The following is a 24,891-nucleotide window of genomic DNA, read 5'->3' on the forward strand; positions in this document are numbered from 1 at the left end:
GGGGGTGCCTGAATCAGGCCGGTTGGGCCTGGGGCGACTGTGGTTGCAGGGGCAGCAATGGCGCGTGCGGATCAGCCTTGATCGAGGCACGCCAAGCGCCGAGCCACTCGGCATGGCCTTCGCTCCACACCTGCTCATGCAGGCGAGCCAGGGCCACCGGGTCGCTGAGCAGCGCCAGGCGTTCGCTGTTGTTGAGGCCGGCCGGGCCGACTTTCAACGCGTGGCGAACACGCTCCGTGCGCAGGTACTCGATGGGCTCGGCCTCACGGTGCCGCGAGGTCGCCAAAGCACAGGCCAGGGCGTTCTGCTGCGGGTCGACCACCGAACGCACAAAGCCGTCGTTGAGGGCGTGCCAACGGTTTTCGTGGGTGTACTTCTCGGTCGACAGCAGGGCTTGCGGCGGATTGTATTCCTCAGGGATCAGGAACAGGCTCTCGTCGCGAGACTTGAGGCCCAGCTTGACCCTGCTGGAAATCACCGACACCGGGATCGACAGCATCAGCGAGCCGACGATCGGCACCAGCCACCACAGGAAGCTTGGGTTCAGCCACACCACCAGCAGCGCCCACAAAAAGCCCAGCACGGTTTGCGGACCGTGGCGCTTGACCGCCTCGCTCCAAGGTGTGGAGTCGTCATCACGTTGCGGCGAGTTCCAGGTAGCGGCCCAGCCGAGGAACGCGGCGAGCACGAAACGGGTGTGGAAGATCATCCGCACCGGCGCCAGCAGCATGGAGAACAACATCTCCAACAGCATCGACAGGGTCACCTTGAACTTGCCACCGAACTCTTTGGCGCCCTTGGCCCAGATCAGGATGATGCTCAGCAGTTTAGGCAGGAACAACAGCACGATGGTGGTAGAGAACAGCGCCACCGCTTTGTCCGGGTGCCATTGTGGCCACAGCGGGTACAACTGGCGCGGGGCCATGAAGTACTGCGGTTCCATCAGCGTGTTCACCGCCAGCAAGGCCGTGGACAGCACCAGGAAGAAAAACCACAACGGCGCCGAAAGGTAAGACATAACGCCGGTGAGGAACACCGCACGGTGCACCGGGTGCATGCCTTTAACCAGGAACAGGCGGAAGTTCATCAGGTTACCGTGGCACCAGCGACGGTCACGCTTGAGTTCATCCAGCAGGTTCGGCGGCAGTTCTTCGTAGCTGCCCGGCAGGTCGTAGGCAATCCACACGCCCCAGCCGGCACGGCGCATCAGCGCGGCTTCAACGAAGTCGTGGGAAAGAATCGCACCGGCAAACGCGCCTTTACCTGGCAACGGCGCCAGGGCGCAGTGCTCGATAAACGGCTTCATACGGATAATGGCGTTGTGGCCCCAGTAGTGGGATTCACCCAACTGCCAGAAGTGCAGGCCGGCAGTAAACAGCGGGCCATACACACGGGTGGCGAACTGCTGCATGCGCGCATACAGGGTGTCCATGCCCGACGCACGCGGCGCGGTCTGGATAATCCCGGCATCCGGCGTGGCTTCCATCAGGCGCACCAGGCTGGTGAGGCACTCGCCGCTCATCACGCTGTCGGCGTCGAGAACGACCATGTACTTGTAGTCACCGCCCCAACGACGGCAGAAGTCGTCGAGGTTGCCGCTCTTGCGCTTAACGCGACGGCGACGACGGCGATAGAAGATCTTGCCGAAACCACCGGCTTCGCGGCATACGTCGAGCCAGGCTTGCTGTTCGGCGATGCAGATGTCGGCGTCGTTACTGTCGCTGAGCACGAAGAAATCGAAGCGATCCAGGTCACCGGTGGCGGCTACCGATTCGAACGTTGCACGCAAACCGGCGAATACACGCGGCACGTCTTCGTTGCAGATCGGCATCACCAGGGCGGTGCGCGCATCCTTGGGAATCGGCTCGTCACCGGCACTTTTACCGGAGATGCGGTATTTATCGTGACCAGTCAGCAGTTCCAGGAAGCCCATCAGCGCGGTCCAGAAACCGGCCGACACCCAGCAGAACAGAATCCCGAACATGATCAGGATGCTGGTTTGCAGCGCGTAAGGCAGTACCTGGGTAGCGGTTTGCAGCAGGGTCTGGTTGCGAATTTCGTCGAAGTCGACCAGCGACCAGCCCTGGTACGGCATGATGCCTTTCATGTACCAGCCGGCCACGATGGTCTGGCCCAGCATCAGCACCAACAGGATGTAACGACGGATCGAGCCCACGGTACGCCAGCGCGCAGCCGGCAGTACCCGCTCGTCTTTGGGTGGCTTGGGCGGGTTGGTGCGACCGGTCATCCGGCGCCAACCGCGCACCAGGATGTTGGTGCGCCAAGGCTCGGGCACCACTTTGGTCCGACGAATCGGCGGCGTGGCCTTGAGGCACACACGACCACTGGCATCCAGCGCCAGCATCTCTGCATCCTGCAGCTCTTCGGCACTGTTGAGGGTCAAGCGGCGGCCAACCGACGCTTGGGCAGCGTCGGTCGGTGCGTCGAAGGTCTTGGACGACAAGCGCTCGTGCAACTCGCTGAAGGACGTGCAGCCCGCCAGCTCGGCGCGCTGCTCAGCCGTCATGGGTAGATGCGCCAGGTACTCGGACAGAGTCTCTGGCTTGACTTGAGAATTACTCATCGGCAGGCAACTGATAGCTCCAGGTTTCGGTCAGGACTTGCTCGGTCTTGATCGGCTCCGGTGTGGCTGGGGCAGCCTCAGGCTGTTTGGCTTCCTTGTCCTTGGCGTCTTTCTTGGCCTGTTTCTCATGCTGCTTGGCCACGACTTTGTCGGCCTTGAGCACATGGTTGGAAACCGACTCAGGCTCAGGCTGCACGATATCCTGCACCAGCGCCGCACGCATTTCGGTCGGTTTGCCCGCGTCCTTGATCTTCATACGCAGGGTCAGGCGCCAGCCTTTGGTGTGTTCGTTGTAACGCACGCTGTTTTCAACCAGTTCGGCGTTATCGCCCACGCTCACCTGGCTACGTACCGGAGCGTCCGGCAGCAGTTTCTTCAGGGACGGGCCCTCGAAGTCCACCAGGTAGGCCACGCTGCCATCGGGCTGACGGATAAGGTTGGATTGCTTCACGTCACCGGTGGAGCGCAGGGTCTGCTTGACCCAGGCACTGTCCGGCGAATGGAAGGCCGCGTCGTCCAATGTCCAGTGCAGGCGGTAGGCCACGTCCAGCGGCTTGCCGACTTCCGGCAGTTCGGCCGGGCTCCAGAAGGCCACGATGTTGTCGTTGGTCTCATCGGCGGTCGGGATCTCGACCAGGTCGACAGAGCCTTTGCCCCAATCGCCTTCAGGTTCGATCCAGGCGCTTGGGCGCTTGTCGTAGTTGTCGTCCAGGTCTTCGTAGTGGCTGAAGTTGCGACCACGCTGCAGCAGGCCGAACCCACGCGGGTTCTCGACGCTGAAGTTGCTGACCGACAGGTGTTTAGGGTTGTTCAGCGGGCGCCAGATCCACTCGCCATTGCCGGCGTGGATCGACAGGCCGCTGGAATCGTGGAGCTCGCGACGGTAGTTGAGGACCTTGGACGGCTGGTTGGCGCCGAACAGGAACATCGAGGTCAACGGCGCAACGCCCAGCTTGCTGACCTTGTCACGCAGGAACATCTGGGATTTGACGTCCACCACGGTGTCGGTGCCAGGGCGCAGGATCAGACGATAAGCGCCAGTGGCGCGTGGCGAATCCAGCAGCGCAAAGATCACCAGGTGCTTGTCACCCGGCTTTGGACGCTCGATCCAGAACTCGGTGAACCGCGGGAATTCTTCGCCAGACGGCAATGCGGTGTCGATCGCCATGCCACGGGCAGACAGGCCATAGACCTGGTCTTTACCCACGACGCGGAAATAGCTGGCGCCGAGCATGGTCATGATTTCGTCTTGCTTGTCGGCCTTGTTGATCGGGAAAAGCACACGAAAACCGGCGTAACCCAGCTGTTCGGTGGCTTTAGGATCAAATTTCACATCGCCGAAATCGAAACGCGTCGGGTCGTACTTGATTTCATGCACGCTGTCGGCGGTGACTTCGTTGATTTTCACCGGGGTGTCGAAATGCATCCCCTGGTGATAGAAGGACAGCTTGAACGGGGTGTTCTGATCGGCCCACTCGGCTTTTTCGTTGCGGAAACGAATTTTCTGGTAGTCAGCGAATTTCATTTCGCGGAATTCGTTCGGCAGATTGCTGCGCGGAGCTTCGTATTTCTGCCCGGCCAGCTCTTTCGCCTTGGCCGACACATCATCCAGACTGAACGCCCACAGTTGACCCGCGCCGAACAGGCAAAACAGGGCAGAGCCCGTCACCAGTGCGTTTCGTAACCGTTTGGCAGACAATTTTGGTGCATTACAGGGACTAACAATCACGAGCAACCCTCGCCGAAAACAGATCAAAAAACCAACTGCCAGCTATCTATATGCCAGGTTGGCGAGCAATGTTCCGACTCCTCTGGGGCAAAATGATTCCCCATGCGGTTGTCAGACAAGGCTCTACCTAAGTCAAAAATGGACCAAACAACGCTGATCCCCGTAGCGCGCGATTATCTAGTAGCCCGCGAGACAACGCATCAGGGGCAGCGAAGTATTTGTAGCGAAACCCTGCGTTTTTAGGCATTAACGTCGTTTTTCATACATTCATGTCTGTAAGAGGAAGGTCACAGGGCCATCATTGACCAAGTGCACCTGCATATCCGCGCCAAAACGCCCTGACGCCACCTTGCCATGCAATTGTTGCGCTTGTAACAACAAGTGATCAAAAAGCGCCGCTCCCAGGGCCGGTGGAGCCGCCGTGGAGAAGCTGGGCCGCAGCCCGCTTTTGGTATCCGCCGCCAAGGTGAACTGCGACACCAGCAGCAAACCGCCGCCGATGTCCTTGAGGGACAGGTTCATCTTGCCCTCCTCGTCACTGAACACCCGATAGTTAAGCAGCTTGTGCAGCAGTTTGTCGGCGCTTTCGGGCGTATCTGAAGGCTCGACGGCGACCAGCACCAGCAAACCCTGGTCGATTGAGCCTACCACCTCACCCGCGACCTCGACCCGGGCGCCACGCACCCGCTGCAACAGGCCCTTCATGCTTCTTCAGGCGGCAGGTCGAGCAAGCGCCGGGCCATTTCGCCGGTCGCGCGTACCAGCGCGTCAGTGATACCCGGCTCGGATGCCGCATGCCCGGCCTCGCGGATCACCTGCAACTCACTGTTGGGCCAGGCTTGGTGCAGCTCCCAGGCGTTATCCAGCGTGCAGATCATATCGTAGCGGCCATGGATGATGACGCCAGGCAGATGGGCGATCTTGTGCATATCGCGAATCAGCTGGTTGGGTTCCAGGAAGGAGTTGTTGGTGAAGTAATGACATTCGATACGTGCGATGGACAAGGCGCGCTGCGGCTCGGAAAACCGCTCCACATGCTGTGGGCTCGGGCACAGGCCCAGCATGCGGCCTTCCCAGCCCGACCAGGCTTTGGCCGCGTGCATCTGGGCGATCTGGTCATTGCCGGTCAGGCGCTTGTGATAAGCGGCGATCATGTCGTGGCGCTCCTCCACCGGGATCGGGGCCACGTAGTCCTGCCAGTAATCCGGGAACAGGCGGCTCGCGCCCTCCTGGTAGAACCAACGAATATCCTGGGGCCGGGCGAGGAAGATGCCGCGCACGATCAGGCCGAGCACACGCTCGGGATGGGTTTGCGCGTAGGCCAGGGCCAGGGTCGAGCCCCAGGAGCCGCCGAACAGCACCCATTTGTCGATGCCCAAGTGCTCGCGAATGCGTTCAAGGTCGGCGACCAGGTCCCAGGTGGTGTTGTTCTCCAGGCTCGCCCTTGGGGTGGAACGGCCGCAGCCACGCTGGTCGAAGGTGACAATATGGTAGAGGTTCGGGTCGAAATAGCAGCGGCTCTGGGCGTCGCAACCGGAACCGGGGCCGCCATGGATGAACACGACAGGCAAGCCTTCGGGGGAGCCACTTTCATCGACATACAGGGTGTGGGTGTCATCGACAGCCAGATCGTGCCGGGCGTAGGGTTTGATCTGCGGGTACCAAGTCTGCATTGCGTGCTCCGTAGGGTGTCGGGTTCATCCCTGGGGGGACGTCTATTATTTTGCCGTCTGGCATCATAAACCCGAATTGTGCAATGAGCATGTCCTTGAGCACTTAGACCTGTGTCAGCAGTTCGCGCCTCAGATAACCGAGCAGATAGTCATACAGCCGATCCACTTCCGGCACCTGGCCGCGCGCCCGCAAACAACCGTGGGCCAGCCTTCTGCTGGATCAGGCGCTTCGGGGCGATAGCACCTGCGGTTGTAGGTTTGGCGCAGGCCAGCCAGGGATGAGTCATCGGGGGTAGAAGCTTCGGTCTTGGCGACAGTGTGGGAGCTGGCTTGCCTGCGATGACGGTGTGTCAGTCGATAAAAGTGTTGCTGAACCACCGTTATCGCAGGCAAGCCAGCTCCCACATTTGGAGCGCATTCCATGATGGAGCGCGGTCAAGTGTGGGAGCGGGCTTGCTCGCGAAAGCTATTGCAGCAGCACCAACAATTACCGGTAGTGCTTCTGCCCCCAAGCCAACACCCCTTCCAGCAACTGCCTCAGCACCACCTGCGTCGGCTCGGCCAGATCAGGGCGATAACGGAACGGCTCGAACTCCTCCATATAGGTGCTCTGGCACAACTCCAGCTGCACCGCATGGATATCCTGCACCGGGTTGCCGTAGTGACGGGTGATATGGCCGCCCTTGAAGCGCCCATTCAGCACATGGGTGTATTGCGGATGCTGGGCGCAGATGGCTTCCAGCTGGCTGGCCAGCTGCGGGTCGCATGCAGCGCCGTTGAAGGTACCCAAATTGAAGTCCGGCAATTTGCCGTCAAACAGGTGCGGGATCACCGAACGGATCGAGTGCGCGTCGAACAGCAACGCATAACCGAACTCGGCCTTGAGGCGCGCCAGTTCTTCTTGCAGTTGGCGATGGTACGGCCCCCAGATTCTTTGCAGGTAGCTGGCCCGCTCTTCGTCGGAGGGCGTTTGCCCTTCACGGAACAACGGCACGCCGTCGAACAGCGTCTCTGGGTACAGGCCGGTAGTAGCGCCAGCATACAGCGGCGTGTTGTCGGAAGGCCGGTTGAGGTCGATGACAAACCGCGAATACTCCGCCGCCAGGGTACTGGCGCCCAGTTCTTCGGCAAAGTTATACAACAGGGGGATGTGCCAGTCGGTATCCGGCAGGCTTTGCGCCTCGGGGATCAACCCGGCCTCGACCGCAGGGGTGAGGCGCAGGCCGGCGTGGGGCATGCTGATCAGCAGCGGTACGCGGCCTTGTTTGAACGTCAGAACCTTATCCACAACTGCATCCTCTCAAACGGTGACGTCGACGCCGTGGCGCACGACGCGTTTATCCAGTTCGCCACCCAGCCAGTAGGCCAGGTCGGCGGGGCGATCGATCTGCCAGGCGACAAAATCCGCGACCTTGCCCACTTCCAGGGAACCATGGGTATCGCCCAGGCCCAACGCGGTGGCCGCGTGTTGCGTGGCGCCGGCCAGGGCTTCTTCCGGGGTCATGCGGAACAGGGTGCAGGCCATGTTCAGCATCAGCCGCACCGACAGCGCCGGTGAAGTGCCGGGGTTGAGGTCGCTGGCGATGGCGATCTTCACGCCGTGTTTGCGCAGGGCGTCCATGGGCGGCAATTGGGTTTCACGCAGGAAGTAAAAAGCGCCCGGCAGCAAAACGGCGACGGTGCCGGCAGCGGCCATGGCGATGGCGTCTTCTTCGGTCATGAATTCCAGGTGATCGGCCGACAGCGCATGGTAGCGCGCCGCCAGGCTTGACCCATGCAACGACGAGAGTTGCTCGGCGTGCAGTTTCACCGGCAGGCCAAGTTGCTGGGCGACCTTGAATACGCGCTCAACCTGCTCGGGGGAAAACGCCAGGTATTCACAGAAGGCATCGACCGCATCCACCAACCCCTCGGCGGCCAGGGCCGGCAGCATCTGGCTGCAGATGTGCTCGATGTAATCGTCGGCGCGGTCCTTGTACTCCGGCGGCAACGCGTGGGCGGCCAGGCAGGTGGCGCGCACGCTGACCGGCAGCGTTTCACCCAGGCGCCGGGCCACGCGCAGCATCTTGCGTTCGTTGGCCAAGTCCAGGCCGTAGCCGGACTTGATCTCCACGGTGGTCACGCCGTCACGCAGCAAACTGCGCAGGCGCTTTTCAGCACTGGCAAACAGTTCATCTTCCGTGGCGGCGCGGGTTGCACGCACAGTGCTGGCAATGCCGCCGCCTTTGGCAGCGATCTCGGCGTAGCTGACACCTTCGAGGCGCTGCTCGAATTCGCCGCTGCGATTGCCACCAAACACCGTATGGGTGTGGCAGTCGATCAGCCCGGGGGTGACCCACGCGCCTTGCAGGTCATGCACCTGGGCGTAATCCGCCGTCGGCGCCTGGCTGCGGGGGCCGACCCACTCGATGAGCGAGCCGGCAGTCACCATGGCGGCATCCTCGATGATCGAGTATTTGCCATTGGCCATGGTTGCGACGTGGCAGTGTTGCCAAAGCGTTTTCATCAACGCCTCCCTAAGTTATCGATGAGACAAAACCGGGTCGTAATCGACCTTGGCCGTTTGCCCGGCGGCAGGCTTGACCCACAGCCAGTAGGCGATGATCAGCAGCACGATCCACACGGCGCCCACCATCAACGCCGCCTGGGTGTCCGGGAAGTAACCGAGTACACCAAACACAAACAGCATGAACACAATGGCCGCTGCCGGCGCATAGGGCCAGAACGGCACCGGGAATTTGAGTTCGGCGACCTGCGCCTTGGTCATTGAGCGGCGCATGGCGACCTGGGTAAACAGGATCATCAGCCAGACCCACACGGTGGCGAAGGTGGCAATCGAGGCGATCAGCAGGAACACGTTTTCCGGGATCAGGTAATTGAGCACCACGCCGCCGAGCAAGGCCGCGCCCATGACTACAACGGTCATCCAAGGCACGCCTTGTTTGGACAATTGCGCGAAGCCCTTGGGCGCCTGCCCTTGTTGAGCCAGGCCGTACATCATGCGGCCGGCGCCGAAGATGTCGCTGTTGATCGCCGACACTGCCGCCGAGATCACCACGATATTGAGGATAGTCGCCGCCGAGCCAATCCCCAGGTTGCTGAAGATCTGCACGAACGGGCTGCCCTGGCTGCCGATCTGCGGCCACGGGTAGATCGCCATCAACACGAACAGGGTCAGCACGTAGAACAGCAATATACGCAGCGGCACCGCGTTGATCGCCTTGGGGATCACGCGCTGCGGGTCCTTGGCTTCACCGGCCGTGATGCCGATGATCTCGATGCCGCCGAAGGCAAACATCACTACCGCAAACGAAGCAATCAACCCGCCGATGCCGTTGGGCATGAAGCCGCCGTGGGCCCACAGGTTGCTCAGGCCACTGGCCTGGGTTTCGCCCGCCGAGTGAATGCCAAACAGCATGATGCCAAAACCGCCGAGGATCATCGCCACAATGGCGCCGACCTTGAGCAGCGACAGCCAGAACTCCATCTCGCCAAAGACTTTGACGTTGCACAGGTTCAGGCCGCCGATCAAAAACACGATGCCAAGCACCCAGACCCAACGGGCCACTTCGGGAAACCAGAAGCCCATGTAGATGCCGAACGCGGTGACGTCGGCGAGGCAGACGATGATCATTTCAAAGGCGTAGGTCCAGCCGAGGATAAACCCGGCCATGGGCCCCAGGTAGGTGCTGGCGTAATGGCCGAAGGAGCCGGACACCGGGTTGTGTACGGCCATCTCACCGAGGGCGCGCATCACCATAAAGACGGCGGCGCCGCCGATCAGGTAGGCCAGCAGCACGGCCGGGCCGGCCATCTGGATGGCGGAGGCAGAGCCATAGAACAGCCCGGTGCCGATCGCGGACCCCAGGGCCATGAAGCGAATATGTCGGGCGTTGAGCCCGCGTTTCAAACCTTTTTCTGGCTGGTGCATTTCTCTTCCCTAATTATTCTTATCCGAGAAAAACGTGCCCTCACCTGTAGGAGCGAGCTTGCTCGCGAAAAACCTGAGAGCGCAGAGGGGTGTCAGGTTCGTCGCGTTATCGTTAACGATTTTCGCGAGCAAGCTCGCTCCTACAGTGGGGGCGGCGGCGTGTTAGAGGCTTGGCAGCAACTTGGCCGGCACCAGCTCGTTCAGGCAGCGGCTGGCGAGCAGTTCGCTGGCGGCGTTGATGTCCGGGGCGAAGAAACGGTCCTTGTTATAGAACGCTACTTTGCCGCGCAGGATGCCACGGGCTTTTTCCAGCTTGGGCGAGGTCTTCAGGCCGTCGCGCAGGTCCAGGCCCTGGCACGCCGCGAGCCATTCCACCGCGAGGATGCCCCGGGTGTTCTCGGCCATTTCCCACAAACGCTTGCCCGCAGCCGGAGCCATGGACACGTGGTCTTCCTGGTTGGCGGAGGTCGGCAAGCTGTCGACGCTATGGGGATGGGCCAGCGCCTTGTTCTCGCTGGCGAGCGCGGCAGCGGTCACCTGGGCGATCATGAAGCCCGAGTTCACCCCGCCATTGCCCACCAGAAACGGCGGCAGTTGCGACATGTGCTTGTCCATCATCAACGAAATCCGGCGCTCGCTCAGGGAGCCGATTTCGGCAATGGCCAGCGCCATATTGTCGGCCGCCATGGCCACCGGTTCGGCGTGGAAGTTGCCACCGGAAATCACGTCACCCTCGGCGGCAAAGACCAGCGGGTTATCCGACACTGCGTTGGCTTCTACCACCAGCACCTCGGCGGCCTGGCGCAACTGGGTCAGGCACGCACCCATGACCTGTGGCTGGCAACGCAGGGAATACGGGTCTTGCACCTTGTCGCAGTTCTGGTGCGATTGGGACACCTGGCTGCTCTCACCGAGCAGGTCGCGATAGGCCGCTGCCGAGTCGATCTGGCCACGCTGGCCACGCGCTGCATGAATACGCGCATCGAACGGCGAACGCGAACCCAGTACCGCTTCCACCGTGAGGCCGCCGCATGCGAGGGCGCCGGCGAACAGGTCTTCGCCTTCGAACAGGCCACGCAGGGCATAGGCCGTGGACACCTGGGTGCCGTTGAGCAGGGCCAGGCCTTCTTTGGCGGCCAGGGTCAGCGGCGTGAGGCCGGCGATTTTCAACGCTTCGGTGGCTTCCAGCCATTCGCCCTTGTGACGTGCCTTGCCTTCGCCAAGCAGTACCAGAGACATATGCGCCAAGGGCGCCAGGTCACCGGAGGCGCCGACCGAACCCTTGAGCGGAATGTGCGGGTACACCTGGGCATTGATCAGCGCGATCAACGCGTCGATCACCTGGCGACGAATCCCGGAGAAGCCACGGCTCAGGCTGTTGACCTTGAGCACCATGACCAGGCGCACCAGCGCATCGCTGATCGGCTCACCGACGCCAGCAGCGTGGGACAACACCAGAGAGCGCTGGAGGTTTTCCAGGTCTTCGCTGGCAATGCGGGTCGAGGCCAACAGGCCAAAACCGGTGTTGATGCCATAGGCGGTGCGGTTCTCGGCGAGAATCTGCTCCACGCAGGCAACACTGGCTTCGATCTGGGCCGAGGCGCTGTCATCCAGGCTGAGGGTTACTGGCTGCTGGTAGATGGCACGCAGTTGGGCGAGGCTCAGTTGGCCTGGAATCAGGTTTAGCGCAGTCACATTCATTCTCCTTGTGAATTGTTCTTAGGTGTTCAGTGCAAATTCGGTAAAGCAGTGTCTTTAAGCAATTGAGCAGCGGCGGCAATATCCGGCGCCAGCCAACGGTCCTGTTCATACGCGGGGACCACCTCGCGCAGCTGACGCCAGGCGCGGTCGGTACCGGCGCCGAAGCGCTGGTCCTTGAGAAACTCGAAAGCCTGGGCGGCCAGCAGGTACTCGATGGCAAGAATCTGGGTGACGTTGGCCAGCACCTGGTGCAGCTTGAGCGCGGCGTTGGTGCCCATGCTCAAGTGGTCTTCCTGCAGGCCCGAGGTGACGAAATTGTCCAGCACCGCCGGTTGCGCCAACTGGCGGTTTTGCCCGCACAAGGACGCGGCGACGTATTGCACGATCATCATTCCGGAATTGACGCCCGGGTTGCTCACCAGAAAGGCTGGCAGGCCGCTGACATGCGGGTTGACCAGGCGGTCCAGGCGGCGCTCGGCCACCGAGCCGATCTCGGCCATGGCGATGGCGAGCATATCGGCCGCCATCGCGACGGACTGCCCGTGGGGGTTGGCCTGGGACACCACGCGGTAATTGTCCGGCGTGCCCAGCACCAGCGGGTTGTCGGTGGCGCTGTTGAGTTCGGTCTCGATCTGGCGCGTGGCGTGTTCCACCTGGTCGCGGGCCGCGCCGTGAATCTGCGGGATCGAGCGAATGCTCAAGGCGTCCTGAGTGCGGATGCCTTTGCTGCTGGCAATCACCTCACTGCCGTCGAGCAGGGCACGCAGGTTGATACCTACATGCTGCATGCCCGGGTGCGGCTTGAGGGCAATGATGGCCTCGTCGAAGGCGTCGATCTGGCCGCGCTGGGCTTCGAAACTCATGGCGCCGATCACGTCGGCCCATTGCAGCAAGTGATGCGCATCGGCCAGGGCCAGGCAGCTCAGGCCGGTCATGCACGGCGTGCCATTGACCAGGCACAGGCCGTCCTTGGCGCCGAGTACCACGGGCTGCAAACCTTCTTCGCTGAGGGCTTGTTGCGCCGGGACGATGCGGCCGCGGTAGCTCACATTGCCGACGCCCAGCAGGGCCACGCCGATATGGGCCATGTGGGTCAGATACCCCACCGAGCCTTGGGACGGCACCTGCGGGGTGATGCCATGGTTGAGCAGCGCCAGCAGCGCGTGCACCACCTGCGGATGCAGGCCGGATTTGCCATGGCTGTAGTTGATGATCGCCGCGCAGATGATCGCGCGGGTCTGCTCATCGCTGAGCACCGGGCCGACACCGCAGGCGTGGCTCAGCAGCGTGTTGCGCGACAGTTGGCTCAGTTGCTCGGTCTTGAGCGAGACGTTGCACAGCGCGCCCAGGCCGGTGTTCACGCCATAGGCGCGCTCGCCGCTGGTGACGATGCGTTGCACGATGGCTTGGGCATTGTCGATGCGCGCCCAGGCGTGGCCGGAGAGTTCGAGCATGGCGCCGTGACGGGCAACGGCGGTGACGTCCTGCCAGCGCATTGGGGTGTCGGCGATAATGATTGTTGTTGCCTGGGACATCGTTGACCTCTTCATAATCTCTACAGCATTGCCGGCCTCATCGCGGGCAAGCCCGGCTCCCACATTTGACCTATGTGAACCCAATCAAGTGTGGGAGCTGGCTTGCCTGCGATGGCGCCAACCGATTCACCACACAGCCCGGATCAGACCACCGCCGCCCGCCGCTGAACAAAGCGGTCCACATACTCATCCGCCGGCGAGTGCAGAATCTCTCGCGGGGTGCCGACCTGGATCAGCTTGCCGTCCTTGAGGATCGCAATGCGGTTGCCGATGCGCACGGCCTCGTCGAGGTCGTGGGTGATGAACACGATGGTCTTGTGCAGGGTCTTTTGCAGCTCCAGCAACTGGTCTTGCATCTCGGCACGTATCAACGGGTCGAGAGCGCTGAAGGCTTCGTCCATCAGGATGATGTCGGTGTCGGCCGCCAAGGCGCGAGCCAGGCCCACGCGCTGGCGCATGCCGCCGGACAGCTGGTGCGGGTATTTGTTTTCGTAGCCCTTGAGGCCCACGGTTTCGATCCAGTGCAACGCACGGTCGGCGCAGACCTGCTTGGTTTCGCCACGCACTTTAAGGCCGTAGGCAACGTTGTCGAGCACGCTCTTGTGGGGCAGCAGGCCGAAGCTCTGGAACACCATGCTGATCTTGTGCCGACGGAATTGGCGCAGGGCGTCCATGTCCAGTTGCAGGATGTCTTCGCCGTCCACCAGGATCGCGCCGCTGGTGGGGTCGATCAGGCGGTTGAAGTGGCGCACCAGAGTGGATTTGCCCGAACCCGACAAGCCCATGATCACAAAGATCTCACCGGTGCCGATGCTCAGGGACAGGTCATTCACACCGACCACGCAACCGGTCTCGGCCAGTACCTGGTCTTTGGTCTTGCCCTGGCCGACCATGGCCAGCGCATCCTGGGCGCGCGCGCCGAAAATCTTGAAGACGTTTTTGACTTCGATTTTGCTGACAGTCGTCATTTGCTCGCCTCATGCCGTGGACGGCCATAAGCCTGGGTAATGCGGTCGATGACCACTGCGAGAATCACGATCGCCAGCCCGGCTTCAAGGCCACGGCCGACGTTGAGGGTCTGGATGCCGACGAGCACGTCTTCACCCAAGCCACGGGCACCGATCATCGAGGCGATCACCACCATCGACAGCGCCATCATGGTGGTCTGGTTGATCCCGGCCATGATGCTTGGCAGCGCCAGCGGCAATTGCACGCCGAACAGTTGCTGCCAGCGGTTGGCGCCGAAGGCGTTGATGGCTTCCATGACTTCGCCATCGACCTGGCGAATACCCAGGTCTGTCAGGCGAATCAGCGGCGGCGCGGCGTAGATCACCGTGGCGAAAATCGCCGGGACTTTGCCCAGGCCGAACAGCATCAGCACCGGGATCAGGTACACGAAGCTGGGCATGGTTTGCATGATGTCCAGCAGCGGCATCAGCACCGAACGCAGGCGATTACTGCGCGCCGACAGGATACCCAGGGGGATGCCGATCAACACCGAGATCACCGTGGCCACCATCATCAACGCCAGGGTCTGCATCAGCTTGTCCCACAGGCCAACCGCGCCCACCAGGAACAGCAAGCCGACAATCACCGCCGTGGTCACCACCTTGCGGGTGGCGTGCCAGGCAATACCGCCGACGATGGCGAGCATCAGCCACCAGGGCGCTGCGCGCAGCAGGCCTTCCAGGTTGACGATGGCCCACAGCAGCGTATCGGAGATGTGCCGGAACACATCGCCGTAGTTGGTGACCAGTGCGTCCACCCAACCGTTGACCCAGTCGGCGATGGAAAAGGTAAAACTCTCAGGAAACATATCGTGCTCTCGATCCAGTGGGTTGTGGCCAGCCGCCCGGCCACCCTTGAGGGTAGCCGTGCACCCTTGACCTACAAGGCCGCGTCGATTTTCTTGGCTGCGTCTTCGCTCACCCAGGCGTGCCAGACTTCAGGATGTTCCTTGAGGAATATTTTCGCCAGTTTCGGCGACTCGATCCGCTCCTTGGCCATGCGGCCCAGGTTCTGGTTCAGCAGGTCGATGGGCAGGTTGACCTTTTCCAGCACGGCCACCAGTTCCGGGGCTTGCTCGTGGAAAGTCTTGGACAGGCCGACTTTGATGCTCACGGTTTTATCCACGCCGGGCTTTTCTTCCAGCTTGACCAAGTCGACCTGGCCCATCAGCGGCGTCGGTGACCAGTAGTAGAACAGGATCGGCTCGCCGCGCTTGTAGCTCGACAGCACGGCCGCATCCAGCGCCGGGCCGGTGCCCGGGCGGAAGTTGGTGTAGGTGCTTTCCAGGCCGTAGCTCTTGAGCATTTCGCTGTTGTCCAGCTCGCAGGTCCAGCCGGCCGGGCAGTTGTAGAAGCGGCCCTTGGACGGCTCTTCCTGGTCCTTGAACACCGAGGCGTATTTGGCCAGGTCGGCGATGTTTTTCAGGTCCGGCGCCTTGGGTTCGAGCTTGCGCTTGGCGTCGCCTTCGATCACATAGCGCGGCACGTACCAGCCTTCGACCGCGCCGACCACCGGAGCCCCGACGCCGACGACTTTGCCGGCCTTCTCGGCTTTGTTCCAGACTTCGCTGCGGCCTACCCACTCCTCGGCGAACACTTGGATGTCGTTACTGCCCAGGGCGTTTTCCATGGTGATGGAGTTGCCCGGCAGGCTGTCGGTTTTACAGTCGTAGCCTTTTTCCAGCACGGTTTGCAGGATGTCGGTGAGCAACATGCCGCTTTCCCAATTCAGGCCGGCGAATTTCACCGGCTTGCCGGATTCACACCAGCCGGCCGCCTGGGCGCCGGCACTTGCCAGCACGCCAGCGGCGAACAAAGTAGCCAGCAAGGTCTTATTCATAGTCATTGTTGTGACGCTCCCAATCATGAAATGGATTACGGCAGTCAGTAGGCGTCCTGCCCTGTCCACGTCCCATCAGGCTTGTGCAGCCAGCCCGTTTGTTGTGGGTGAAGCGCCCTGCTCTTTTGGCAGGATCAGGTGATCGGGTACCGTGCCGTGCCATTTTTTTGCACACACGTAATACAGGGCCGCCGGCAGTACCAGGCCGATGATCCAGGAGATATCCACATCCCCCAGCGCGGCCACCAGGGGGCCGGTGTAGAACTTGGTGGAGATGAACGGCAACTGCACCAGCACGCCGAATACGTAGACGCTGATGCCCAGCAGGTTCCAACGGCCGTAGCGACCGTTCGGGTCGGCCAGCGCCGGCACGTCATAACGTTCGCGGGTGATGCAGTAGTAATCCACCAGGTTGATCGCGCTCCAGGGCGTAAAGAACGCCAGCAGGAACAAGATGAACGACTTGAATGCACCGAGGAACGAATGCTGGCCGAGCAACGCGATCAGCGTGGCCGTGCCGACGATCAGCAGCACGAACACCAGACGCTGCAGACGCGTAACCTCCAGGCGCCCGCGAAAGCCGCTGATGATAGTGGCGATGCACATGAAGCTGCCGTAGGAGTTGAGCGTCGAGATGGTGACCTTGCCAAAGGCGATGCTGAAGTACAGCAACGCAGCGGTGGCCCCCGTGCCGCTCAAGCCCACGATGTACGCCACCTCGTGGCCGGCAAACTGCCCGTTGGATATGGCCGCGGCAAACACGCCGAGGACCATCGCCACTTGGGCCCCGATGACCGAACCTGCGCCCGCCGCGAGGAAGGTTTTCACCGATGACGTGTGGCTCGGCAGGTAACGTGAGTAGTCCGCCACGTAAGGGCCGAAGGCGATCTGCCAGGAGGCCGCGAGTGACACGGCCAAAAGGAAGCTGCTCCAACTGAAGTGGCGGATTTGCAGGAGTGCGCCAACGTCGGTCTGGCTCATCAAGCGACTGAACAGGTACACAAAGGCAACCACGCCAATCAGGCTGGCAACCCGGCCGATGAAGTGGATCACGCGGTAACCCAGCACCGTAACCAGCACGATGACACTGGCAAAAATCAGGATGCCGACGCTGTCGCTGACCCCGAACAATTGGCCCAGCGCCTGGCCCGACAGCACCGTGCCGGTGGCGGTAAAGCCCAGGTACATCAGGCACACCAGCACAATCGGAATGGCCGCGCCGTAAACGCCGAACTGCACCCGGCTGGAAATCATCTGCGGCAGGCCAAGCTTGGGCCCTTGCGCCGCATGCAGCGCCATGACGCCGCCGCCGATCAGTTGACCGATGAGCAGGCCGATCAAGGACCAGAACACATCACCACCCAGCACCACGGCCAACGCCCCGGTGACAATCGCAGTGATCTGCAGGTTGGCACCCATCCACAGGGTGAACTGGCTGAATAGACGACCATGTCTTTCCGCTTCCGGGATGTAGTCGATCGAACGTTTCTCGATCAACGGGGTGGTGTCGTTTGCAGCCATGTTGTTCAACCTCTGATGGATTGTTTTGTATGCATCTTGCTCTTCTGTGGGAGCTGGCTTGCCTGCGATAGCATCACCTCGGTCTTACTGTCAGACCGCGTCGTCTGCATCGCAGGCAAGCCAGCTCCCACAGGTACTGCGCCAGCCGTTACTTGATCATCGGCAGGTTCAGGCCTTGTTCCTTGGCGCAGTCGATAGCGATCTGGTAACCCGCATCGGCATGGCGCATCACCCCGGTCGCCGGGTCGTTGTGCAGCACGCGAGCAATCCGCTCGGCCGCTTCGTCAGTACCGTCGCAGACAATCACCATCCCTGAGTGCTGGGAGAAGCCCATACCCACGCCACCACCGTGGTGCAGCGACACCCAGGTTGCGCCGCTCGCGGTATTAAGCAAGGCGTTGAGCAGTGGCCAGTCGGACACAGCGTCGGAGCCGTCCTGCATGGCTTCGGTTTCGCGGTTCGGGCTGGCGACCGAGCCGGAGTCCAGGTGGTCACGGCCGATCACGACCGGCGCGGACAGCTCACCGCTGCGCACCATTTCGTTGAACGCCAGGCCCAACTTGGCGCGCTGGCCCAGGCCGACCCAGCAGATACGTGCCGGCAAACCCTGGAAGCTGATGCGCTCGCGAGCCATGTCCAGCCAGTTGTGCAGGTGGGCGTCGTCCGGGATCAGTTCTTTGACTTTGGCGTCGGTCTTGTAGATGTCCTGCGGGTCACCGGACAGCGCCGCCCAACGGAACGGGCCGATGCCACGGCAGAACAGCGGGCGGATGTAGGCCGGTACGAAACCTGGGAAGTCGAACGCGTTTTCCACGCCTTCTTCCTGAGCCATCTGGCGGATGTTGTTGCCGTAGTCGAAGGTCGGGATGCCTTGCTTCTGGAATTCGAGCATGGCTTTGACGTGTACGGCCATCGACTGCTTGGCGGCCTTGATCACGGCGGCCGGCTCGGTCTTGGCGCGAGCGCGGTATTCGTCCCAGGTCCAGCCGGCCGGCAGGTAACCGTTGAGTGGGTCGTGGGCGCTGGTCTGGTCGGTGACCATATCCGGGCGCACGCCACGCTTGACCAGTTCTGGCAGGATCTCTGCGGCGTTGCCCAGCAGCGCGATGGAGATGGCCTTGCCTTCCTTGGTGTACTTGGCGATGCGCGCCAGGGCGTCGTCGAGGTCGGTGGCTTGCTCGTCGACGTAACGGCTGTTCAGGCGGAAGTCGATGCTGACTTGTTGGCATTCGATGTTCAGCGAGCAGGCGCCGGCCAGGGTCGCGGCCAATGGCTGCGCGCCGCCCATGCCGCCGAGGCCGGCGGTGAGCACCCAGCGACCGGTCAGGTCGCTGTTGTAGTGCTGGCGGCCGGCTTCGACGAAGGTTTCATAGGTGCCTTGGACAATGCCCTGGCTGCCGATATAGATCCAACTGCCGGCGGTCATCTGGCCGTACATGGCCAGGCCCTTGGCATCCAGTTCGTTGAAATGCTCCCAGCTGGCCCAGTGCGGTACCAGGTTGGAGTTGGCGATCAGCACGCGCGGGGCGTTGCTGTGGGTCTTGAACACGCCGACCGGCTTACCGGATTGCACCAGCAGGGTTTCGTCGTCGTTCAGATTGGTGAGGCTCTCGACGATCTGGTCGTAGCACTCCCAGTTGCGCGCCGCGCGACCGATACCGCCGTACACCACCAGTTCCTTGGGGTTCTCGGCCACTTGCGGGTCGAGGTTGTTCATCAGCATGCGCAGCGGCGCTTCGGTCAGCCAGCTTTTGGCGGTGAGCTTGTTACCGCGGGCGGCGCGGATTTCGACGTCACGGTATTTTGTAGGCTTGGTCACAGCTAGGACTCCTCGGCGATCGATGCGCGGACATGGATGGTGCGAGGTCTTACGCACACATCTTTACTTGTATGTACAAGCATATGCAATCGAGCGGCCAACTTTTGAAATGAGCCCTGCAGATTTTTTTCGTAGCTGCGCGCAAGCCTTGATAATCAAGGCCTGGAGGTTTGATGAAATTTCTTACGGAGATGTTTTATGGCAAAGAGGATTTGTCACGACAACGTGGCTTTGCGTCACGCTGGGGCGTTCGGTAACAAATTGGTGCGCGGAGTGGAAACAGATTGTGTGAACAATGCAAAACAAATGTGGGAGCTGGCTTGCCTGCGATAGCGGTGTGTCAGTCAGCACATCCTAGGCTGATACACCGCTATCGCAGGCAAGCCAGCTCCCACAGTTTTTAACCGAGTGCAGTCAGTTCTATGATGCAGCAGCGGCCAGTGACGCCGATATCCAGCAGGCCCGTGTTACCGTCCACTTGCAGGCAATCATGGTGGCCGAGCTTCTCGCCCAGCACCTTCACTTCATCCGCCACGCTGAACACCAGCACTGTCTGCGCGGTGCTGAAAAACTGCTGCACGCCATCCACCCACTGCAAGCGTGCATGGTAACGCTGTGGCGAGTAGATCAGGTTGAAGTCGCGAATCGGCCCCGTGATCAAACGGCATGACACCTGGCTTTCGCCCTTGAACGCGAACGGCTGCAGCGGTAACAACCCACGTTGCTCCTCACCGTCTACGGTCAGCACCATGCCGGCGCCCTTGATTACCGTGATTACGCGTTGATAGCCCGCGAAGGTAGAGAAGCCACCCGACTCGGCGATATCGGCGATCGACAAACGCCAGCCAAAACCCTCCAGGCCAGTACCCGCATCCCGGGCGATTTCTTCAGTGCTGCCGCCGCCGTTTTTCCACGGCATGCGCACGTAGTCGGCGGCACGCCAGACGTTGATCTCACTCATTTACTGAAGCGTCCTTCGAGGCTGTGACGGGAACCGGGGTGGATCAACCGCGCCGCCGTCACCGGCTGGCGACCCGACCAGGTGCGCCGGCGAATCAACAGGCAGGGCTCGCTCGGCTCGATCTGCAACAACTTGCACTCGGCGGCATCGGCGAGGATGGCCTCAACCACATGCTCGCCCTCGGTCAACGGCGCCACCTGGTTCAAATAGGCGTAGGGGGTTTGCTGGGTGAAGTCCTGCTGCAGGTATTCCGGCGCGACCAGGGCGTTGACGAAACGGTCTTCGATCTGCACGGGAATGTCGTTCTCGTAATGCACGATCAACGAGTGGAACACCCGCCCGCCTTCGCGCATTTCCAAGGCAACGGCGCGCTCGGAACCGGCAGCCTCTTCGCCCAGGGTGATCACTTGGCAAGTGTGCCGATGCCCGCGGGAGGCGATTTCATCGGCGATGTTGTGCACTTCAAACAGGGCCGATTGGCTCTTAGGCTCGGCCACGAAGGTCCCCACGCCTTGCATACGCACTAGCAGGCCTTCGGCGGTCAGCTCGCGCAGGGCACGGTTGATGGTCATGCGGCTGAAGCCCAACTGGCTGACCAGCTCGCTTTCCGACGGCACGCGGTAATGGGGCGGCCAGTTGCCGTTGAGGATCTGCTGGCTGATCATCTGTTTGACGCGGGCATACAAGGGCGCCGGACTTTCGTCCATGTGGGCAGCCAGCGAAGAGTTGGCGGGCGGAGTCGGCACAGGGAATCCTTGCAGGGGAAAAAGATGCATAGATTGCCGGAGTTTACCGAGCAGGCAAACGTCTGTATATGTATATACAAATAAACACACGACCGGGGTGCCTTGATCATGTCCGCTTTCTTTGCCGAACGCGCACTGCTGCCTAATGGATGGGCCAACGATGTACGTCTTGAAGTCAGCGCCGATGGCCTGCTGACAAAGGTTGAGCCCAATGCCAGTGCAGAAGGCGCCGAACGGCTCAGCGGCCCGGTGTTGGCGGGCATGCCGAACCTGCACTCCCATGCCTTCCAACGCGCCATGGCGGGCTTGGCCGAAGTAGCCGGCAACCCCAATGACAGCTTCTGGACCTGGCGCGACTTGATGTACCGCATGGTCGGCAAGATCAACCCCGAGCAGTTACAGGTCATCGCCCGCCAGCTCTATATTGAAATGCTCAAGGCCGGCTACACCTCGGTGGCCGAGTTTCATTACGTGCACCACGATCTCAGCGGCCAGCCCTATGCCGACCGTACGGAGCTGTCGCGTCAGATCAGCCTGGCGGCCGCCAGCAGCGGCATCGGCCTGACCTTGCTGCCGGTGCTCTACACCCACGCAGGCTTTGGTGGCCAAGCGCCGAATGAAGGCCAGCGACGGTTTATCAACACCACCGAAAGCTACCTGGACCTACAAGCGCGCCTGCAGCCAATTCTGGCGGCACAACCGGCACAGCAACTGGGCCTGTGCTTCCACTCCCTGCGCGCCGTCACCCCCGAACAAATCCATACCGTGCTGGCCGCCAGTGACAAGGCCTGCCCGGTGCATATCCACATCGCTGAACAGCAAAAGGAAGTCGACGACTGCCTGGCCTGGAGCGGCAAGCGCCCGTTGCAGTGGCTGTATGACAATGTCGAGGTAGATGAGCGCTGGTGCCTGGTGCATGCCACCCATGCCGATGCCGACGAAGTCACACGCATGGCCAACAGCCGAGCGATTGCCGGTTTGTGCCTGACCACCGAAGCCAACCTGGGCGATGGGATTTTCCCGGCGGTGGATTTCCTCGCCCAAGGTGGGCGCATGGGTATAGGTTCCGACAGCCATGTGTCACTGAGCGTGGTGGAAGAGTTGCGTTGGTTGGAATATGGCCAGCGTTTGCGCGATCAACGGCGTAATCGGTTGTATCGCAGTGACCAACCGATGGTGGGTCGCACGCTGTTCGATGCTGCGCTGGACGGTGGCGCACAAGCGCTGGGCCAGCCGATTGGTCGACTGCAAGTGGGCGAGCGTGCGGATTGGATTGTGCTGGACGGTAGCGATCCGTACTTGGCGACGGCCAATGAGGATGGGATTCTCAACCGCTGGCTATTTGCCGGTGGGGATCGGCAAGTGCGCGATGTACTGGTCAATGGCAAGTGGGTGGTGCGAGATGGGCATCATGCTGGCGAAGAAGACAGCCGCCGGGCATTCACCCAGGTCCTGAAGGACTTGCTGAACTAACAGCCAATCCATGACAACTGTGGGAGCTGGCTTGCCTGCGATACAGACACCTCGGTGCATCAGTTACACCGGGTTGATGCTATCGCAGGCAAGCCAGCTCCCACATTTGATTGGGGGTGCAGCCAATTACTGGGACGTCTTCGCCATCTGCTTATCCGACGTACGCCAGATCAACCGCGTGGTGTCATACCCTTGCTGTCGCGCCCTGCTCAGCAGGTCTTCGCGGGTCTCGGCACTCACCGTCGGCGTGCGCGACAGGATCCACATATAGCGACGGCTCGGGCTGCCGACGATGGCGGTCTTGTAGTCATCGCTGACATACAGCACCCAGTAGTCGCCCTTGGCAACGCCCGGCAACAGTGACGTAAACCAGTTATTGAATTCCACCCACAGCTTGTCGGTCTTGCCTGGCACCTGCGGCGTGGCCGTGCCTTTGGCCTCTTGCCACTTCCACTCAGGCGTCAGGCAGCGGTTGAACACCGACATGTCACCATCAGGCAGCAAGGTATAGCGGGCTTCGGATTGCGCACAGTTGCGCTGGAAGTACATCGGCAACCGGGCCAACTCATACCAGGTGCCCTGGTAACGCTTGAGGTTGACGTTGCTCGCAGTCTTGGGTTGCAGATCATCGCCAGAATGGCTGGCACAGCCCGCCAAAAACAGGCTGGCGCAAAGGAACAAAACAAAACGCATCATTCTTCTTCTCCCGTAGGCTCGCGCCCCGGTTTACTTCAGGCCTTGCCCGGAAAACATCAGAACTTTGTCACCGGCGTACTGCACGCTGATAAAGCTGCTTTTATCGCCCCAGGTGCAGCTGGACATGCCCAGTGCGCCGGAACAATCGGTTGGCTTGCCCAGCAACGACTCCACCTCGGCCTTGGCCATGCCGGCTGAGAGCTTTTGGTAGTTTTCTTGGGTGACCTTGCTGCAAGCGGCTAAGAGCACGCAAAAAGCCAGCAGGGCGAGACGGCGTAAAGACATGGAAAAGCTCCTGGAGAGACAAAGCAGCTGGGGGTATCTGCCAGAAGCTTAGAAGGGAAAAGGGGTGTCTGGTTCCCGACGAGCGAAAACAAAAAAGCCCCGAAAACGCTGAAACGTTTCGGGGCTTCTTTAACGGTGATCCATCTCACAATACAGCGGCTCACCGCTCGTTACGGCTTACTTCTTGTGATAGGCCGTCACGCGCTCAACTTCTTCCTTCGAACCCAGGAATACCGCCACACGCTGGTGCAGGCCTTCTGGCTGGATGTCGAGGATGCGCTGGTGGCCGTCGGTGGACGCACCGCCTGCCTGTTCAACCAGGAACGACATCGGGTTGGCTTCGTACATCAGGCGCAGTTTGCCCGGCTTGGACGGCTCGCGGCTGTCGCGCGGGTACATGAACAGGCCACCGCGGGTCAGGATACGGTGCACGTCGGCAACCATCGCGGCCACCCAGCGCATGTTGAAGTTCTTCTTCAACGGGCCTTCTTCGCCTTCCATCAGCTCGTTGACGTAGCGCTTCACCGGTTCTTCCCAGTGACGCTGGTTGGACATGTTGATGGCAAATTCCTGGGTAGAAGCAGGAATCGAAATGTCTTCGTGGGTGAGTACGAAGCTGCCCATTTCACGGTCCAGGGTAAAGCCTTTGACGCCATCGCCCAGGGTCAGCACCAGCATGGTCTGTGGGCCGTAGATTGCGTAGCCGGCAGCCACTTGCTCAGTACCTGGCTGCAGGAAGGCCTTTTCGTTCAGGGCTTCGTTCTGGCTCAGGTATTCGTTGGGGCAACGCAGTACCGAGAAGATGGTGCCGACCGGTGCGTTGATATCGATGTTAGACGAACCGTCCAGTGGGTCGAATACCAAGAGGTATGCGCCCTTCGGGTATTTGCCTGGGATCTGGTAGGCATTGTCCATTTCTTCGGACGCCATGCCAGCCAGGTGGCCGCCCCATTCGTTGGCTTCGAGCAGGATTTCGTTGGACAGCACGTCCAGCTTCTTCTGCACTTCGCCCTGCACGTTTTCAGTGCCCATGCTGCCCAGGACACCGCCCAGTGCGCCTTTGGAAACGGCGTGGCTGATTTCCTTGCAAGCACGCGCCACCACTTCGATAAGGAAGCGCAGATCGGCAGGCGTGTTGTTGCTGCGGGTCTGCTCGATCAAATAGCGACTCAAGGTAACGCGGGACATGGAAGGCTCCGGAGAATGGGGGGCTAAAAACCCGCGCAGTTTAGCGCGAGTCGGGGCTGATTTCCTCTAATCAGAGGATTTAACGCCAATAGAGTTCACGACCCGGCTTGATGTGGGAGGGGGCTTGCCCCCGATTGCGGTCATTCAGTCAATGCATGAGTGACTGATCAACCGCTATCGGGGGCAAGCCCCCTCCCACATT

General features: G+C 61.2%; 19 protein-coding genes and 2 pseudogenes. 1 reads left to right on the plus strand and 20 read right to left on the minus strand.

Translation table 11 applies throughout. From position 1 onward, the window contains the following. Positions 1 to 5 precede the first annotated feature (5 nt). The 17 genes and pseudogenes from mdoH to hutC all read right to left on the minus strand — a co-directional run. Positions 6 to 2,584, minus strand: a pseudogene (gene mdoH / locus DK871_RS04845) (glucans biosynthesis glucosyltransferase MdoH); the annotation flags it as partial. Continuing rightward, positions 2,577 to 4,313, minus strand: coding sequence for a glucan biosynthesis protein G (locus DK871_RS04850; protein ID WP_161904183.1), 1,737 nt, complete (start codon positions 4,311 to 4,313; stop codon positions 2,577 to 2,579). The pseudogene mdoH and the gene DK871_RS04850, both read right to left, overlap by 8 nt. Positions 4,314 to 4,580: 267 nt before the next feature. Beyond that, on the minus strand, positions 4,581 to 5,018 hold the full coding sequence (dtd, locus tag DK871_RS04855) for a D-aminoacyl-tRNA deacylase (RefSeq protein WP_003187854.1): 438 nt from the start codon (positions 5,016 to 5,018) through the stop codon (positions 4,581 to 4,583). Next, complete coding sequence (gene pip / locus DK871_RS04860; RefSeq protein WP_014716544.1) at positions 5,015 to 5,986, minus strand: prolyl aminopeptidase; 972 nt, start codon at positions 5,984 to 5,986, stop codon at positions 5,015 to 5,017. Before pip ends, dtd begins: the two co-directional genes overlap by 4 nt. Before the next feature lie 103 nt (positions 5,987 to 6,089). Then, positions 6,090 to 6,194 (minus strand): annotated as a pseudogene (locus DK871_RS28955) (alpha/beta hydrolase); the annotation flags it as partial. A 279-nt stretch (positions 6,195 to 6,473) separates the two neighbouring features. After that, positions 6,474 to 7,274 (minus strand): N-formylglutamate deformylase, encoded by an 801-nt coding sequence (gene hutG, locus DK871_RS04865; RefSeq protein ID WP_161904184.1) that lies wholly within the window; start codon positions 7,272 to 7,274, stop codon positions 6,474 to 6,476. Positions 7,275 to 7,286: 12 nt separating this feature from the next. Next, a complete protein-coding gene (gene hutI, locus DK871_RS04870) occupies positions 7,287 to 8,492 on the minus strand; it encodes an imidazolonepropionase (RefSeq protein ID WP_161904185.1) in 1,206 nt (401 codons plus the stop codon). 15 nt (positions 8,493 to 8,507) lie between these two features. Then, on the minus strand, positions 8,508 to 9,917 hold the full coding sequence (locus DK871_RS04875; RefSeq protein ID WP_014716540.1) for an amino acid permease: 1,410 nt from the start codon (positions 9,915 to 9,917) through the stop codon (positions 8,508 to 8,510). A gap of 162 nt (positions 9,918 to 10,079) precedes the next feature. Beyond that, positions 10,080 to 11,618 carry a histidine ammonia-lyase gene (hutH, locus tag DK871_RS04880; protein WP_161904186.1) on the minus strand — a complete coding sequence of 513 codons (1,539 nt, stop codon included), beginning with the start codon at positions 11,616 to 11,618 and terminating at the stop codon, positions 10,080 to 10,082. Between the two features lie 26 nt (positions 11,619 to 11,644). Continuing rightward, positions 11,645 to 13,153: a histidine ammonia-lyase gene (hutH, locus tag DK871_RS04885; RefSeq protein WP_161904187.1), complete on the minus strand. Its 1,509-nt coding sequence runs from the start codon at positions 13,151 to 13,153 to the stop codon at positions 11,645 to 11,647. Positions 13,154 to 13,296: 143 nt separating this feature from the next. Then, entirely contained in the window at positions 13,297 to 14,121 is an 825-nt protein-coding gene (locus tag DK871_RS04890) for a glycine betaine/L-proline ABC transporter ATP-binding protein (protein WP_161904188.1), read from the minus strand. Beyond that, positions 14,118 to 14,969 carry a proline/glycine betaine ABC transporter permease gene (locus tag DK871_RS04895; RefSeq protein WP_003187838.1) on the minus strand — a complete coding sequence of 284 codons (852 nt, stop codon included), beginning with the start codon at positions 14,967 to 14,969 and terminating at the stop codon, positions 14,118 to 14,120. Before DK871_RS04895 ends, DK871_RS04890 begins: the two co-directional genes overlap by 4 nt. A gap of 71 nt (positions 14,970 to 15,040) precedes the next feature. Beyond that, complete coding sequence (locus tag DK871_RS04900; protein WP_161904189.1) at positions 15,041 to 16,006, minus strand: ABC transporter substrate-binding protein; 966 nt, start codon at positions 16,004 to 16,006, stop codon at positions 15,041 to 15,043. A gap of 69 nt (positions 16,007 to 16,075) precedes the next feature. Next, positions 16,076 to 17,521 carry a cytosine permease gene (locus DK871_RS04905; RefSeq protein ID WP_161904190.1) on the minus strand — a complete coding sequence of 482 codons (1,446 nt, stop codon included), beginning with the start codon at positions 17,519 to 17,521 and terminating at the stop codon, positions 16,076 to 16,078. Between the two features lie 148 nt (positions 17,522 to 17,669). Beyond that, on the minus strand, positions 17,670 to 19,340 hold the full coding sequence (gene hutU / locus DK871_RS04910; protein WP_014716533.1) for a urocanate hydratase: 1,671 nt from the start codon (positions 19,338 to 19,340) through the stop codon (positions 17,670 to 17,672). 400 nt (positions 19,341 to 19,740) lie between these two features. Then, positions 19,741 to 20,301 carry a HutD family protein gene (locus DK871_RS04915; RefSeq protein ID WP_161904191.1) on the minus strand — a complete coding sequence of 187 codons (561 nt, stop codon included), beginning with the start codon at positions 20,299 to 20,301 and terminating at the stop codon, positions 19,741 to 19,743. Beyond that, positions 20,298 to 21,008 (minus strand): histidine utilization repressor, encoded by a 711-nt coding sequence (gene hutC, locus DK871_RS04920; protein ID WP_224796965.1) that lies wholly within the window; start codon positions 21,006 to 21,008, stop codon positions 20,298 to 20,300. Before hutC ends, DK871_RS04915 begins: the two co-directional genes overlap by 4 nt. A 147-nt stretch (positions 21,009 to 21,155) precedes the next feature. On the opposite strand from hutC, the gene DK871_RS04925 reads away from it, so the two are divergent. Next, positions 21,156 to 22,520 (plus strand): formimidoylglutamate deiminase, encoded by a 1,365-nt coding sequence (locus DK871_RS04925; protein WP_161904192.1) that lies wholly within the window; start codon positions 21,156 to 21,158, stop codon positions 22,518 to 22,520. A gap of 126 nt (positions 22,521 to 22,646) precedes the next feature. Here the strand turns inward: DK871_RS04925 and DK871_RS04930 are convergent, their stop codons facing one another. From DK871_RS04930 to DK871_RS04940, 3 genes are all read right to left on the minus strand, one after another. Next, complete coding sequence (locus DK871_RS04930) at positions 22,647 to 23,216, minus strand: lipocalin family protein (RefSeq protein ID WP_161904193.1); 570 nt, start codon at positions 23,214 to 23,216, stop codon at positions 22,647 to 22,649. Positions 23,217 to 23,246: 30 nt separating this feature from the next. After that, a complete protein-coding gene (locus DK871_RS04935) occupies positions 23,247 to 23,501 on the minus strand; it encodes an outer membrane protein assembly factor BamE (RefSeq protein ID WP_161904194.1) in 255 nt (84 codons plus the stop codon). Between the two features lie 177 nt (positions 23,502 to 23,678). Beyond that, positions 23,679 to 24,689 (minus strand): class 1 fructose-bisphosphatase, encoded by a 1,011-nt coding sequence (locus DK871_RS04940; RefSeq protein WP_003187818.1) that lies wholly within the window; start codon positions 24,687 to 24,689, stop codon positions 23,679 to 23,681. Positions 24,690 to 24,891 lie beyond the last annotated feature (202 nt).

Origin of the sequence: Pseudomonas sp. L13, assembly GCF_009935965.1 — a bacterium.
In the GTDB taxonomy this organism is placed as follows: Bacteria; Pseudomonadota; Gammaproteobacteria; order Pseudomonadales; family Pseudomonadaceae; genus Aquipseudomonas; species Aquipseudomonas lactis.

Bases quoted from the DNA above. Each gene is read 5' to 3' on its own strand.
- dtd (WP_003187854.1), bottom strand. From the start codon at position 5,018: ATGAAGGGCCTGTTGCAGCGGGTGCGTGGCGCCCGGGTCGAGGTCGCG.
- pip (WP_014716544.1), bottom strand. From the start codon at position 5,986: ATGCAGACTTGGTACCCGCAGATCAAACCCTACGCCCGGCACGATCTG.
- hutI (WP_161904185.1), bottom strand. From the start codon at position 8,492: ATGAAAACGCTTTGGCAACACTGCCACGTCGCAACCATGGCCAATGGC.
- DK871_RS04875 (WP_014716540.1), bottom strand. From the start codon at position 9,917: ATGCACCAGCCAGAAAAAGGTTTGAAACGCGGGCTCAACGCCCGACAT.
- hutH (WP_161904186.1), bottom strand. From the start codon at position 11,618: ATGAATGTGACTGCGCTAAACCTGATTCCAGGCCAACTGAGCCTCGCC.
- hutH (WP_161904187.1), bottom strand. From the start codon at position 13,153: ATGTCCCAGGCAACAACAATCATTATCGCCGACACCCCAATGCGCTGG.
- DK871_RS04890 (WP_161904188.1), bottom strand. From the start codon at position 14,121: ATGACGACTGTCAGCAAAATCGAAGTCAAAAACGTCTTCAAGATTTTC.
- DK871_RS04895 (WP_003187838.1), bottom strand. From the start codon at position 14,969: ATGTTTCCTGAGAGTTTTACCTTTTCCATCGCCGACTGGGTCAACGGT.
- DK871_RS04900 (WP_161904189.1), bottom strand. From the start codon at position 16,006: ATGACTATGAATAAGACCTTGCTGGCTACTTTGTTCGCCGCTGGCGTG.
- DK871_RS04905 (WP_161904190.1), bottom strand. From the start codon at position 17,521: ATGGCTGCAAACGACACCACCCCGTTGATCGAGAAACGTTCGATCGAC.
- DK871_RS04915 (WP_161904191.1), bottom strand. From the start codon at position 20,301: ATGAGTGAGATCAACGTCTGGCGTGCCGCCGACTACGTGCGCATGCCG.
- hutC (WP_224796965.1), bottom strand. From the start codon at position 21,008: ATGGACGAAAGTCCGGCGCCCTTGTATGCCCGCGTCAAACAGATGATC.
- DK871_RS04925 (WP_161904192.1), top strand. From the start codon at position 21,156: ATGTCCGCTTTCTTTGCCGAACGCGCACTGCTGCCTAATGGATGGGCC.
- DK871_RS04930 (WP_161904193.1), bottom strand. From the start codon at position 23,216: ATGATGCGTTTTGTTTTGTTCCTTTGCGCCAGCCTGTTTTTGGCGGGC.
- DK871_RS04935 (WP_161904194.1), bottom strand. From the start codon at position 23,501: ATGTCTTTACGCCGTCTCGCCCTGCTGGCTTTTTGCGTGCTCTTAGCC.
- DK871_RS04940 (WP_003187818.1), bottom strand. From the start codon at position 24,689: ATGTCCCGCGTTACCTTGAGTCGCTATTTGATCGAGCAGACCCGCAGC.